The 13,833-nt window shown below is 67.8% G+C and carries 12 protein-coding genes; 2 read left to right on the forward strand and 10 right to left on the reverse strand.

Annotated features, from left to right (window positions below; genetic code table 11):
* Positions 1-6 precede the first annotated feature (6 nt).
* The 4 genes from ACIOVG_RS03635 to ACIOVG_RS03650 form a co-directional block, all read right to left on the reverse strand.
* Positions 7-777 carry a cytochrome c biogenesis CcdA family protein gene (locus ACIOVG_RS03635; protein WP_400869132.1) on the reverse strand — a complete coding sequence of 257 codons (771 nt, stop codon included), beginning with the start codon at positions 775-777 and terminating at the stop codon, positions 7-9.
* A gap of 16 nt (positions 778-793) precedes the next feature.
* The gene (locus ACIOVG_RS03640; RefSeq protein WP_400869134.1) at positions 794-1,444 is read right to left on the reverse strand and encodes a TlpA family protein disulfide reductase; all 651 of its coding nucleotides are present in this window, start codon (positions 1,442-1,444) and stop codon (positions 794-796) included.
* A gap of 193 nt (positions 1,445-1,637) precedes the next feature.
* The gene (locus tag ACIOVG_RS03645) at positions 1,638-2,474 is read right to left on the reverse strand and encodes an alpha/beta fold hydrolase (RefSeq protein WP_400869136.1); all 837 of its coding nucleotides are present in this window, start codon (positions 2,472-2,474) and stop codon (positions 1,638-1,640) included.
* A gap of 147 nt (positions 2,475-2,621) precedes the next feature.
* A complete protein-coding gene (locus ACIOVG_RS03650; protein ID WP_400869138.1) occupies positions 2,622-3,350 on the reverse strand; it encodes a YoaK family protein in 729 nt (242 codons plus the stop codon).
* Between the two features lie 160 nt (positions 3,351-3,510).
* On the opposite strand from ACIOVG_RS03650, the gene ACIOVG_RS03655 reads away from it, so the two are divergent.
* Positions 3,511-4,722, forward strand: coding sequence for a cupin domain-containing protein (locus ACIOVG_RS03655; protein ID WP_400869140.1), 1,212 nt, complete (start codon positions 3,511-3,513; stop codon positions 4,720-4,722).
* A 37-nt stretch (positions 4,723-4,759) separates the two neighbouring features.
* On the opposite strand, the gene ACIOVG_RS03660 is transcribed toward ACIOVG_RS03655, so the two are convergent.
* From ACIOVG_RS03660 to ACIOVG_RS03675, 4 genes are all read right to left on the reverse strand, one after another.
* Positions 4,760-5,836, reverse strand: coding sequence for an FUSC family protein (locus ACIOVG_RS03660; RefSeq protein ID WP_400869142.1), 1,077 nt, complete (start codon positions 5,834-5,836; stop codon positions 4,760-4,762).
* Positions 5,833-7,446, reverse strand: coding sequence for an MFS transporter (locus ACIOVG_RS03665; protein WP_400869144.1), 1,614 nt, complete (start codon positions 7,444-7,446; stop codon positions 5,833-5,835). The genes ACIOVG_RS03660 and ACIOVG_RS03665 overlap by 4 nt, the downstream gene beginning before the upstream one ends.
* A gap of 83 nt (positions 7,447-7,529) precedes the next feature.
* On the reverse strand, positions 7,530-8,516 hold the full coding sequence (locus tag ACIOVG_RS03670) for an NAD(P)H-quinone oxidoreductase (protein ID WP_400869146.1): 987 nt from the start codon (positions 8,514-8,516) through the stop codon (positions 7,530-7,532).
* Between the two features lie 64 nt (positions 8,517-8,580).
* A complete protein-coding gene (locus ACIOVG_RS03675) occupies positions 8,581-9,132 on the reverse strand; it encodes a hypothetical protein (protein ID WP_400869148.1) in 552 nt (183 codons plus the stop codon).
* Between the two features lie 230 nt (positions 9,133-9,362).
* On the opposite strand from ACIOVG_RS03675, the gene ACIOVG_RS03680 reads away from it, so the two are divergent.
* Positions 9,363-12,221 carry a helix-turn-helix transcriptional regulator gene (locus ACIOVG_RS03680; protein ID WP_400869150.1) on the forward strand — a complete coding sequence of 953 codons (2,859 nt, stop codon included), beginning with the start codon at positions 9,363-9,365 and terminating at the stop codon, positions 12,219-12,221.
* Here ACIOVG_RS03680 and ACIOVG_RS03685 read toward each other — a convergent pair.
* Complete coding sequence (locus tag ACIOVG_RS03685) at positions 12,218-13,468, reverse strand: NAD(P)/FAD-dependent oxidoreductase (RefSeq protein ID WP_400869152.1); 1,251 nt, start codon at positions 13,466-13,468, stop codon at positions 12,218-12,220. The two genes, ACIOVG_RS03680 and ACIOVG_RS03685, sit on opposite strands and share 4 nt — an antisense overlap.
* Positions 13,465-13,824 (reverse strand): UBP-type zinc finger domain-containing protein, encoded by a 360-nt coding sequence (locus ACIOVG_RS03690; RefSeq protein ID WP_400869154.1) that lies wholly within the window; start codon positions 13,822-13,824, stop codon positions 13,465-13,467. Before ACIOVG_RS03690 ends, ACIOVG_RS03685 begins: the two co-directional genes overlap by 4 nt.
* Positions 13,825-13,833: the final 9 nt, after the last annotated feature.

Below are 13,833 nucleotides of genomic sequence, written 5' to 3' on the forward strand. Positions count from 1 at the left end.
TTCTCATCAGATGGGGAGCGGGACACTGCTGATCACCGCCGTCAGTCGCGACATGATGTCGGTCCAGAGGCCGGTAACCATGAGCACACCCAGCACGATCAAGAGCACTCCCCCGATGATGTTCACGACGCGGATGTGGCGGCGCAGGAACCCGATGGTCTTGGTCGCCCAGCCGAAGCCGAGTGCGACCAGCAGGAACGGGATGCCGAGACCGAGCGAGTAGGCGAGCCCGAGGAACCCGGCGCGCACCGGATCGCCGGCGTTGAAGGAGAGGGCGACGATCGCGGCGAGGGTCGGTCCCATGCACGGCGCCCAACCGATGCCGAGCGCGATGCCGAGCAGAGGCGCGCCGATCACGCCGAACCGGGAGTCGACGTGGAAGCGGAACTCGCGCTGCGCGAAACCGAAGAGTCCGAGGAACACCAGTCCCATCAGGATGATGACGACGCCGAGGATACGGGTGATCAGGTCGCCCCAGCGCAGGAAGAACACGCCCGCGGTGCCGCCGAGGACCGTCAGGGCGATGAACACCACGCTGAAGCCGAGGATGAAGAGCAGCACGCCGAGCACGAGTCGGCCGCGGCCGCTGCCCGCGGCATCCGTCGAACCTGCGGTGCTCGCGGACGGGCGCGCCGCGACCGCGCCGCCGAGGAACCCGAGGTAGCCGGGGACCAGCGGCAGCACGCACGGTGACAGGAACGAGACGAGGCCGGCGAGCATCGCCACGGGGATGGCGAGCCAGAGGGCACCGGATCCGATGATCGCTTCGGCGTTCACAACGCTCCCGCGCGGATCACGACGTCTCCGCGAGCGCGTCCTTGACGAGCGTGGAGAGGATCGAGGTCCCCTCGATCGGCCCGATGATGCGCGCGGCCACTCGGCCCTGCTTGTCGAGCACGAGGGTGGTCGGCGTCGCCGCGATCGGGACGGCCTCGGCGAACGCGAGCTTCGCCTCGGCCGTGTCGACGTCGATCAGGCTCGGGTACGTGACACCGAACTCGTCCGAGAAGGCCTTCGCCGTGTCGGCCTGGTCGCGCGTGTTGATGCCGACGAACGACACGCCCTGGTCGGCGAAGTCCTGCCAGACGCTCTCGAGGTCGGCGGCCTCCACCCGGCACGGGGCGCACCCGGCGTACCAGAAGTTGACGACCGTGACCTGGCCGGCCAGGTCGGCGCTGTCGAAGGACTCACCGTCTTCCGTGACGCCGCCGAAGTCGACGGCCTCGCCGCGGTCGGCGACGGGGATCTCGACGATCGCGCCGTCGGCGGCCACGTAGCCGGTGTTCTCGCCGCTCAGGAACGATTCGCTCACCGGATCGGGAGCGCAGGCGCTCAGACCGATCGCCAAAACTGCGGCGAGCGCGGCTCCGATCGCACGGCGTGAGGGCACGGGGCGGGAGGAGCGGCCGCTGCGGGGCGGAATGACCGTCGGGGCGAGTGGCACGATTCTCAGTTTACGCGCGGGTTCCTATGCATAGGCCGGACGCAGGGGCCCCTCAGCACGGCGCCAGGCCGTCGCCGACACCCGCGCGGAACCGGGCAGGTGGGTGTCGGCGACCAGCAGCGCGGAGCGTGCATGCGAGAGGGGCAGCGCGCCCGAGATCGTCGAACACGCTGCCCCCGGTCACCGATTCCCGCTACTGCTGGATGAACGCCAGGATGTCGGGGTTGATGACGTCGGCATGAGTGGTGAGCATGCCATGCGGGTAGCCCTCGTAGATCTTCAGGGTCGCGTCGCTCAGGAGCTCTGCCTGCTTGACCGCGGCGTCCTTGTAAGGAACGACCTGATCGTCATCGCCCTGCAAGACGAGCACGGGCACGGAGATCGCCTTGAGGTCATCGCTCTGGTCGGTCTCGGAGAAGGCCTTGATGCCCTCGTAGTGGGCGAGCGCGCTTCCGGTCATGCCCTGACGCCACCAGTTGGCGACGACGGGCTCCGATACCGTCACGCCGTCGCGGTTGAACCCGTAGAACGGACCGGAGGCGACAGCGTGGAAGAACTCGGCACGGTTCGCTGCCAGCGCTTCGCGGAAGCCGTCGAACACGGAGATCGGCGTGCCCTCGGGGTTCGCATCCGTCTGCACCATCAGGGGCGGAACGGACGACACAAGCACAGCCTTGGCGACACGCCCCTGGGGCTCGCCGTACTTCGCGACGTACCGGGCGACCTGTCCCCCGCCGGTCGAGTGACCGACGTGGACGGCGTTGCGCAGGTCGAGGTGCTCGACGACGGCGCTCGCATCACTCGCGTAGTGGTCCATGTCGTGGCCGACGCTGGTCTGCGAGGAGCGGCCATGACCCCGACGGTCGCTGGCGATGACGCGAAAGCCCTTGCCGAGGAAGTAGAGCATCTGAGCGTCCCAGTCGTCCGACGACAGCGGCCATCCGTGGTGGAACATGATGGGCTGAGCGTCACGGGGACCCCAATCCTTGAAGTAGATTTCCGTCCCGTCGTCTGTGGTCACGAAGGTCATGAGAGTCTCCCTGGGGTTGTCGAGCCGGGCAGAGCCCGGGTTCCGTCATGAGGTCTCCGCGTGGGTCGGCGGAGCTCCCTCTACGTAACCTCGGAGTCGATCCGTCGTGCTCCTACTTTTGACGAGTCTGCGTGCTCGTTCCTCCGGTCACGGGGTGGGATTGTTCTGCGACGGGTCGACGGATCCGCGATCGGCAGCCGCGAAGAGGAAGAGGACCAGCAGGAGCGCAGCGGCGACAGCGAGGGACGCTCCCTCCCAGAACTGGTCGATGGCGAACCCCACGCCACCACCGACGAGGAAGGCGATGAGAACGACCAGATACGCTCCGGCGGGACGCAGGTGCGGCTGCCCGTCGTCGGAGATCCGGCGTCCGAGTGCGCGCCCCACGAGGCTCGCGGCCATCTGGACGACGGATGTGACGGCGATGTTCCCGTAGAGCATTCCCGTCTCACGATGGAAGGCGTTTCCTTGGACTCCCGCGATGAAGCTCACCGCCCACGCGACGACCCACCCGCTGATCCCCGTCGTCGCGGTGAGGACGGCAACGATCGCGATGACGATGAACTCGAAGACGAGGACCTCAGCGGAATAGGCTCTGTTCTCCCGCGCTCGCCAGAGCACGTAGATGCTGCACACGAAGGCGCCGAACGCGAAGACCATGACACTGGTGGCGGCGAGAAGCACTTTCGCGTGGTCGCCTTCGGCGAGGAAGTAGCCGATGGACAACAGGTTCCCAGACTGGACCGTCGCGAACGTGCCCACCTGCGCGAACGTCCAGGCGTTGAGGAGGCCGGACGTGAGTGCGAGAGTCACCGCGGCACCGGCGGTCTCGAGCAGCGGGTAATGAAGTCTGGCGGTACGGACGGTCGACGACATGGAGCCTCCATCGGGCGGGCGGCTTCCCAGGGAAACGCGCTGCCGGCGACCGATCATCCGACGAGAGTCGAGAGAGCACTCGTCACTCCTCGGTGCGCCGTTCGGCCCCCCGTCGGCAGACTCCTGAGTAACGTCCGGAACCGTCACGAAGGAGCACCCCATGGACACGTCCGAGAGCGCCCAGCTGGGACATGAGACCCCCACGTTCGGAAACCCCGATCTTCCGCAGGAGGGCGAGGTGAACATCGCCGACCGCCCGCAGAGCAACGCCATGACCGGGCCGCAGAACGAAGCCGTCGAGTCGCAGTTCCCCAATCAAATGCACGCACCCGCGACGGACATCAGCACGCAGCCGTTCTTCTGGTCCTCGTTCAACATCTCCCCCCGCCGCGTGCAGCGCGGCGGATGGGCGCGCGAGCTCACGAAGCAGGATTTCCACATCTCCGACGAGATCGCCGGCGTCAACATGTACCTCGAGCCGGGCGGCATTCGCGAACTGCACTGGCACCAGACCGCCGAGTGGGCGGTCATGACCCGGGGCAAGGCGCGGGTCACCACGCTCAGCCGGTCAGGGCTCCCCGCCGTCGAAGACGTGGAGGAAGGCGACCTGTGGTTCTTCCCCGCCGGCACACCGCACTCCCTCCAGGGACTGGGGCCGGACGGCGCGGAGTTCGTCCTCGCGTTCGACGACGGCGACCAGTCCGAGTCGAACACGCTGCTGTTGACGGACTGGTTCGCGCACACGCCGCCCGAGGTCCTCGCCAAGAACTTCGGCGTGGCGCAGGAGGTCTTCTCCGACATCCCGTTGCACAACCTCTGGATCTTCCCCGGCGACGAACCGCCCGCGCTGGAGGTCGACCAGGCCGCCGCAGGAGTCGAATGGGGCATGGAGCCCGTGATCTTCCGACTGTCGCGGTCGAAGCCGCTGTATCAGAACACCGGAGGAAGCATCCAGATCGCCGACTCCTCCAACTACACGTACTCGAGCACGGTGGCTGCGGCCTTGGTGACGGTGGAGCCCGGCTCCATGCGCGAGCTGCACTGGCACCCCAACGCCGACGAGTGGCAGTACTACCTGCGCGGATCCGCGCGGATGACCGTGTTCAACACCGGTCCGCACGCGAACACCACCGACTTCCGTGCCGGAGACGTCGGTGTGGTGCGCAAGAACTTCGGCCACTACATCGAGAACACGGGTGACGACGTGCTGCAGTTCCTCGAGGTGTTCCGCACCGACAAGTACGAGGAGATCTCCCTCGCGAACTGGCTCTCCCATGTGCCGCCGCAGCTCGTCTCCGCGCACCTCAACATCGACCCCGCGGTGCTGGCGTCGTTCCCACGCGGCGCGCAGGGCATCACACCACTGCGCTGAGCGGGGAACCCCTCTCCGAAGGGGGTGTGACGATATGTCACACCCCCTTCGTCGCGCTCGGGGTTCGAGCGCCGCGCACGGCCCACCGGCGGCTGACAGCTGCTGCGCACAGCACGGCGCCGGCGACCGCACCCCCGGCGACGGTGTCGATGATCCGCGTACCCATGGATGCCTCGAGAAGCGGACGACTGCCGCCGGCCACCAGAAGCAGCGCCATCGGAGTCACCAGCATGAGCGCGAACATGAGGTTGCTGTGGAGGAAGAACACGAACCCGAAGACGAGGGCGCCGACGACGGCGACGAGCGCGAACCCCTCCGGTATCCACAGCAGGAACACGAGTGCGACGCAGACACCGAGAGACGTTCCGATGAGCCGCTGGGCCATCCGGAGCGTCCCAAGGTGCAGATCGGAGTCCTTCTGCAGGATGCCGATGACGGCGAGGAGCACCCATCCCCCGTGGTGGAGCCCCAGCGATGCGCTCACGAGCACCGCGAGGACGACGGCGACAGTGAGGCGTGCGAAGATGCGGACGGAATCCGGTCCCCGGGTGTACGTCCAGCGGTAGTCCGCGGGGAGCTTCGCATCCCCCGCGCGTGCGCGAGGGAGCGCGAGTGGCGCGACGATCACGAGGTACCCGGTCACAACGCCCAGCCCCACGACCGGGAGCACATGCAGCGGGTCCGCCCCGCCTCCCCCCGTCGACACGGGTGCCGTGAGCTGCCCCAGGGAACCGGCGGTGAGGACAGGGAAGATGGCGCCGGGCGGGCCCACATCGAACGTCAGGCTCAGGTACGAGAACCCGACGCCGATGATGCTCATGGCGAGCAGACTGGACGGCAGGGAGCTTCCGGTGCTGATGCCGGCGACGGCTCCCGCGAGGAAACCGGCAGCGATGACCGGCAGCTTCGCGGCGCGCTCGCGTCTGCTGCGCCCGGAGAGGTAGAGCACGATGAGTGCTCCGAACGACGCGAGCAGCCCCAGACGCAGATGTCCGACGGCGGCGAACACCGCGGGCGGACCGGCGACGGCGACGGCGGCCTGTGTGGCGGGAACCCACGCACCGGACGCGGGAGCGAACCGCACGAGCGCCCGTGCGATGCGGGCCGCGCTCATGTGTCGTGCTCGATGAGGTGGTTCACGTCCACCGACCGTGCGAGAGCGCTCGCCGTCTCGAGCACGACCTGGTCGTATCGCGTGAGTCTGGTTCGGTGCTGTTGGAGATGTTCGCTCCAGCTGCCGATGCCGAAAACCTCCACCCACGTGCCGTCCTCACGGTCCTGATACAGCGCCCAGGTGCGCGCGCCTGTGCGTCGTCGGCTGTGCTCGACGGCGCCCATCTGCTGCACGAACGCGGCCTCCTGCTCCTCGGCGACGTCGTAGCGGACCAGGACCAGGGTGGGGCGCGTGCCATCGACCTCCTGCACGGCATCCGCCAACGGAAGCGTGAAGGTCTCTCTCCTCTTGTCTGCTGTGTCGAGCAGTGGCCAGAGGAGTTGCGACGCGGCGACGAGGAGCGTCACCGCTCCCGCGATGGCGCTGGTGACGATCGCGCCGATCCACCCCGCGACGATTCCGCTCGCAAGACCACCGGTCGCCATGGCTCCGTAGAGCACCATCTGGTAGACGGACAGCCCCCGGGCGCGGACCCAGATCGGGAGGAACGACTGAACGGCGCCGTTCAGTGTGGCGACGACGCCTATCCACGCCGCCCCGGCAACCGCGAGGATCGGCAGTGTCAGCGCGATGTAAGGCGACGCCGCAACTCCGACTGTCGCGAGTCCGAACAGCGCCGATGACAGCAGCACCGTCCGATTGGCGCCGAGGGCGTGGAACCACGGGATCAGGAACGCGGCCGCGACGGATCCGATCCCGAGTCCGGCGAGCAGGAGACCGTACCCCGCGGAGTCGAGCTTCAGTCGCTGGGTGGCCAGGAGCGGCAACAGCGCGTACAGCACGCTGGCCGGGACGACGAACGCCCCCAGTCGCACATACATCCGCCGCACGACGGCGGCCTGGGCGACGTAGCGGAGCCCCGCACGCGCCGCGTCGACGAAGCGCTCGGCTTGATGGACGTCGGGGCGATACGTGCGCCAGGCGACCAGCACGACGAGGAACGCGGCGAAGGAGAGCAGGTTCATCCCGAAGACGAACGCGACTCCGAAGCTCGACAGGAGCACACCCGCGATCGCAGGTCCGATGGCGCGGGCCACGTTGACCGAGACCGCGCTCAGCGAGGCGGCCATCGGCACCATCCGCAGCGGGACGATCTCCGCCGACAGCGCTTGGTAGGCGGGCAACTGCACCGCCGTCGCCGCGCCGAGGAGCAGAGTGATGACCAGCAGCAGGTAGGGCGTCATCTCGCCCGTCGCAGTCAGCGTCACCAGCGCCGCGCTCAGCAGCACCTGCAGCGTCTGCATCCAGATGAGGACCGACCGACGATTCAAGAACTCACCGAGCACCCCTGCGGGAATGCCGAGAAGCAGGACGGGGGCGGCGGACGCCGTCTGGATGAGGGCGATGAGCAGCGGATGAGTGTGCTGCTCCACCATGAACCACTGCGCTCCGACGGTCTGCATCCACGTACCGACGTTGCTGACCAGGGCCGTCAGCCAGAGCGCCCGGAAGATGGGAACGGACAGCGGCGCCCAGATCGACTGCGGCGCGGCGGTGGAGCTCGGGGCGGTGGCGCCGCCGGGTGCCGGTCCCGGACCTGATGTGTTCATGATCTCTCCAGAAGTGAGGTGATCCGTCGGGAGCAGCACTCCCCGTTCGATGCCGCTGCCCGACAGATCCAGCCCCGGGCGGGCTACTGCTCGAGGGCGTTCAGCACGACCTTCCCCACGGTCTGCCCGCCTTCGAGAAGTTCATGGGCGCGGTTCGCCTCCGCGAGAGGGAACACAGCGTCGACGGCACCGCGGATCGCACCGCTGTCGACGAGCGGCAGGACGTCGCGTGTCACTCCCGCGACGATCTCCGCCTTCTGCGCCGCGGGGCGCGCCCGGAGAAGAGTGGCTGAGATGCTCGCTCGACGCGACATGAGTTCCCACAGATCCAGGGTGACGGGACCCGTGGATCCCCCGATGATGACCAGATGCCCATCGTCGGCGAGGCATTCGACGTTGCTTTCGAGGTACGGCGTTCCGACGATGTCGAGGATGGCATCGACGCCGCGCTCGTTCGTGACGGTGCGCGTGACCGACGCGAAGTCCTCGCTGCGGTAGTCGATGGCGACCGAGGCTCCGAAGCCGAGGACGGCGTCTGTCTTCGCCTTGCTGCCGGCGGTACCGATGACACGGGCACCGATGGCGGTCGCCCACTGCGTGGCGAAGGACCCGATGCCGCCGGCCGCACCGTGGATGAGGACGGTCTGCCCCGCCGTCAGCCCCGCGATCATGGCGAGGTTCGAGTAGACCGTGCAGGCGACTTCAGGAAGCCCGGCCGCTTCCAGCATGGTCAGAGTGGTGGGCTTGGGCATCACCTGGGTGGCGGGGACGACGACTTCCTCCGCGTAGCCGCCTCCGTCGAGGAGCGCGCAGACCTCGTCCCCCACCTTCCAGTCGGTGACCTCCGCGCCGACGGCGTCGATGACACCAGCGCATTCCAGCCCGAGCCCGGGAGGAGCCCCCGGCGGCACCGGGTAGTGGCCGCGACGCTCGAGTAGGTCGGCGTTGTTGATGCCGGCGGCATGGACGCTGATGCGCACTTCGTGCGGCGCGGGATGTGGGCGCTCCACCGAGATGAGGCGGAGCACGTCAGGGGGACCTGGTCGGGTGAAACGGACTGCTGAGGTCATGGGTTCCTTCGTCATCGAACGCGAGCGGGTGGAGGAGACAGTCTGCCTCCCCCACCCTGACGGGTCAGGCGGATGCGTTCGCCCTGGCGTACGCGACGATGCTCTGCGCGTAGTGCGGCGTCTCGAGCTCGCAGTGGCGGCCCGAGGCCTCCTGACGGGCGGCGGCGGCCTCTTCGAATGTCGCACCGCTGGCCGTGATGAACTCCAGGAACTCCTCCGTCGGGTGCGAGGTGACGGTGTTGACGTAGCGCAGCTGGTCGCCCTCGAGCTGCTCCATGCCCAGCTCCCAGATCACCTGCGTGGTGGTCCAACCGGTCGGGGTGAGGATGTCGGAGATCGACACCATCTTGCAGTAGTGCTTGCTCGCGACCTCATAGCGGTACTGCTGGATCACGAGGCCGGTGCCGATGACCTCGACGTTGATCGACATGGGCGTGCCGTCGTCGTCGACCGTGTAGCCGGCCGCCTTGTGGTCGCCAGGCGCGCAGCGCTGGTACTCATGGGTGGGGAGGTTCTTCAGCCATGCTTCGATGTCGATGTCATCGAAGTTGCCGGTCACGTCAGACGTGACCACTGCGTGCGAGAGCACGAGGTCGGGGCGAGGGGTTGCAGCCATGGGAGGCTCCTTCGTTTCATGCCGGCGTCCGGCGGGTGTGGATGTGGCACGATCCGCCGATCCGGCGTTCGCAGGTGCGACGCTATTCGGCGGTTTCCGCGGGCACATCCCCCGCTGCCGACCGACACATCGCATGCTCTATTCGCGCACCATCCGACCGGAGAGCGTTGCGACGATTGGCGAGACCCGCTTCGTCTCACGTCCAACCGTCGTCCGAGTATCGTGAGTGCGTGCCCCCGTCCGACAAGCCGCATCGTGCCAGCAGCCGCGACGCGCTTGCGGGCAGTGCAGCCGATCTCTACCTGATTCCCGTCCGCGGTCGGAAATCTGAGGTGCACGCGATCGAGCAGGGCTTCGACCTCGCCTTCGCCGGCCAGAACGCCGTCACGGTCTTCTCCGGCGACCCTGGCATGGGAAAGACCCGCCTGCTGCAGCATGCTCTGCAGCAGGCGAAGGGACGCGGATGGTCGACGCTCGTCGTCGCCCCGGATTTCGATTCGCAACTGTCGCCGTTGGGCGCTCTCATCGATGCAGTGACCGACACGGACCCCCCTCTGCTCAGCGCTGACGAGCTGTACACGGCGATTCGAGGAATGTCGCCGCAGTACTGGATCACACGCGCGATCGGAGACGCGCTGGAGGCTGCGAGTTCTCGGGCGGGCGTGCTCGTCGTCGTCGATGACCTGCAGTGGTTGGATTCCGGATCCCTCTCCGTGATCACCGCGCTGCTGCGAGCCCTTGACGGCCTCCCCGTGTACTGGGTCTTCGCGACACGCAGCGGAGCCTACGGTCTCGAGCATCGACGGTTCCTCATCCACCTTCGAGAGTTCGCGTCCGTCATCGATCTCGCTTCGCTCGGCGTCGACGCCGTCGATGCGATGGCCCGCGATGTTCTGGGCGCCGCACCTGGCCCGAAGGTCGAGGCCGCGATCCGCAAGACCGGCGGGTCGCCGCTGCTGATTCTCGAGCTGCTCCGCGGGATGGAGGAAGAGGGGCTTCTGCATCCGTCCCGCGGCATGGTCGATCTCCAGCAGAACACGGTTCCCGCAAGATACGGGGCGTCCGTGCGAGAACGCATCGCAGCGCTCGACGCTGACGCCCGTCGAATCGCTCAGATCGGCAGCCTCTACGGACGGGAGTTCCCTCTCAGCGGCGTCTTGGACGTCATCGGCCAATCCGCTGCGGAGGCCGTGCCGGCGATTCAGCAACTCCTCGACCTCGGATTCGTCGTCGACACGGGGAGCGGTTTCGCGTTCCGTCACGACACGATTCAGACGGCAGCGTACGACAGCCTGTCCCCGACGGTACGGAGAGCGGTCGCTCGTGAGGTTCTGCAGCGGCGGCTGAGGGCCGGGGAGTCGGTGTCTTCGCTCGCGTCCCCGATCTCAGCAGCGGCCGAAGCCGGAGACGACGCATCCATCGAGCTGCTCTTCACCGCGGCCAGGGAGCTCGCTCTTGCCGATGCCCGCGGCGCGGCAGAGTTGACGGTACGCGGAGCACAGCTCGCGCAGGGGCGGACTCACCACTCCACCCGCGTGGTCGAGCTGCTGCCACTGGTACTCGCCGGCGGTCTCCACGACGATGCGGTTCGCATACGCGAGTCGCTCACGCCCGGACTCAGCGCGGACGAACGTGCACGGGTCAGTCTCGCCTTCGCTCGGCAGCTGACAGAATCCGACTTCGGCAAGGCGATCGCGGAGACCGAAGCGGCGCTTGCCCTCGGCGGCGTGTCACAGGAGACTACGGTCCAACTGCTCGCGGTTCGGGCGCTCAACTACGCGAACAGCGCCGACGCCGTCGGTCTGCGCGACAGCCTCGCACGCGCCCGTCAGCACGCCGACGATGAACGCGATGTGCTCGCAGTCGCCACCGTGGACGCCACCGAATCGGTACTCCTGTTCAACGAGAACCGCTTCGACGAAGCCCAACGGCTGCAGACCTCGGCGCTCGAGAAACTCGAACGCGCCGGCAGGTCGGCGGCGCTCTGGGTTCCCGAGGGCCTGTGGATGGCTTTCATGGTCAACAGCAGGGGCGAGTGCGCCGACGCTCTGCGGCTCGTCGACGACGGTCTGCGCGATGCGAGAACCGCGAAGCACGTCGTCGCCGAGGCGTACTGGATGATGGTCCGCTCACGTGTCCTCTATGACCTCGGTCGCCTGGATCCGGCTCGCGAGCAGGCGGAGACCGTCCTCGACCTGGCCGAGCTGCTTCACCTGGGAGATTTCGCGAACGCGACGGCGGGCGTGGTGCTGCACCGGATCGCCTTGGACACTGGAGACGTCGAACTGCGACAGACTGTTCGGCCGCTCGTGCAGCAGCTGGCGGATGGCGTGAGCCTGACCCGCACCGGTCGTTGGAGCCTGGCGCTCGAAGCGTTCGATCTCGGAGACATCGAGGCGGCATACCGGCACACGGCGCTGGCCCGTGAGTGCGTCAGCGTCCCCGTCCCCTCGATGACAACCCCCGCGGACTTCTCCGACGACGTGTACCTCGCCTATCTGAGCAAGAGGATGGGCGACGACGCCGCTGTCGAGAAGGTCGCGCGACACGCGGCCCGTCGCGCTGCGCAGAATCCCGGCAGTGCGTACGTTGCGGCGGTGTCGTTGTCGGTGCAGGCCGTACGCGATGGATCGTTCGCGCACGTGATGGAGGCCGTGGCCCTGATGGCGGAGGTGGACCGGCCGCTCATTCGCGCGCGGCTGCTCGAGCTCGCCGGCAGCCTCGCCCCGACCGATGCGGAGGCGGCCGACTGCTATGTGCAGGGGATGCGACTGTTCGAGGAACTGGGCGCGGCCCGCGAAGTGAGTCGTGTGCTGCGAACGCTTCGGAACCGCGGAGTGCGGACCCGGGCGAAATCTGTCAGCGACGGCCCGATGGGGTTGTCGTCACGCGAGTATCAGGTCGCCGAACGTATCGCCGCAGGGCTGACGACACAGCAGATCGCCGATGACCTGATGGTGTCCCCGCACACGGTCGTCACGCACATCCGCCACATCTTCTCGAAGTGGGGCGTGAACACGAGGAGGGCGGCGGCACGCCGATTCCACGAGGAATCCGCGGTCTCGACGAACCCGTCGCGCCTGAGCTAGTCCGATTCCGCGAGATACCGATGCACGAGAGCCACCGCCATCGCGCCCTCACCCACGGCTGATGCGACGCGCTTGACGGAGTTCGCTCGCACGTCGCCGGCGGCGAAGATCCCGGGGACGGACGTCTCCAGATAGAACGGTGCACGCCTCAGCGGCCACCGTTCCAGATCAGCCGGCCCCAGGTCGACACCGGTGAGAACGAACCCGCCGCCGTCGAGGCGGACGTCGGTGGGTGCGGCCCATTCGGTGTTCGGAGCCCCGCCGATGCAGACGAACAGGTGCGTCGCGGGGATCCGCTTCGTCGCACCTGCCTGGTCGAGCGTGATCTCTCTCAGGTGCTCGTCCCCGTCGACGGCCACGACACGGGTGTGGACGAGGATGGTGACGTTCGACTTCGCCGCGAGCCGGTTGAGCAGGTAGGCCGACATCGTCGACGAGAGCGATGCTCCACGCACGAGAACGGTGACGTGCGCAGCGTGCGCAGCCAGGTTCATCGCCGCCTGTCCTGCGGAGTTCGCGCCGCCGACGACGTACACGTGCAGCCCGATGCAGGCGGAGGCTTCGCTGGTACCCGCGCCGTAGTAGATCCCCGCGCCTTCCCATTCGCGCTCCCTGTCGAGGCCGAGTCGCCTCCACTGCACTCCCGTCGCCGAGAGCGCCGCGCGCGCATGGATCTCCGACCCGTCCGCGAGCACGGCGCGCACATCGTGATCCTTGAACGTGCGATCCACGCCGTACTGCATGACGACGAGCTCGGCCCCGAAGGAGAGCGCCTGCCGACGGGCCCGCTCGGCGAGCTCTGCTCCGGAGACACCGCCGGGGAATCCGAGGTAGTTCTCGATGAGGCTGCTGAAACCTGCCTGACCGCCGACGGCGTCGCGCTCGACGACGGCGACGGCGAGCCCCTCGGATGCGGCGTACACGGCCGCGGAGAGTCCCGCGGGGCCCGCCCCATGGATGACGAGGTCGTACGTCGACCGCGATGGCGGCTTCACCCAGCCGAGGGCAGCCGCCACCTGAGCCGGCGTGGGGTGCTCGAGCAGACTCCCGTCGGCGAACAGCACCAGCGGAAGCCGCCGCCCGGCCAGGACCACACCTTCGACCTCCCGAGCGCCGATGGGCACGCTGACGGACAGGAACGGCACTTCGCTGCGTGTCAGATAGTCACGCAGCGCATACGAGTCTCGTCCGTCGACGTCTGCGATGACCTTGAGCGGCAGCTTCCCGCCGGCGGTGACGCTCGTCACGCGTCTCCGGCGAGCTGGTCTTCCCAGTCCCTCGGCACCCGGTTCGCCGGCCCGGGCGTGCTCTGGGATCGAGGGTGGCTTCGCGGCGGCGCGAGAAGCGGACCCTCGAACGTCGTCTCGGTGACGAAGTCCCAGAACCAGTCCTCGCCGGGTTCGAAGCTCTGTATCACTCGGTGACCGCTCTCGCGAGCGTGCTTCGTGGCGTGCTTGTGGAGGGAGTCGTCACAGCATCCGATGTGTCCGCAAAAGGCGCATCGGCGCAGGTGCAGCCACCAGGAGTCGATCTTCTCGCAGTCCACGCATCCGGGGCCGGATGGCGGAACGTCCGCACGGATGAAGTCACTGACGTCGTTCATGAGCGTTCT

This window comes from Microbacterium sp. NPDC087591 (assembly GCF_044743625.1).
GTDB lineage: Bacteria > Actinomycetota > Actinomycetes > Actinomycetales > Microbacteriaceae > Microbacterium.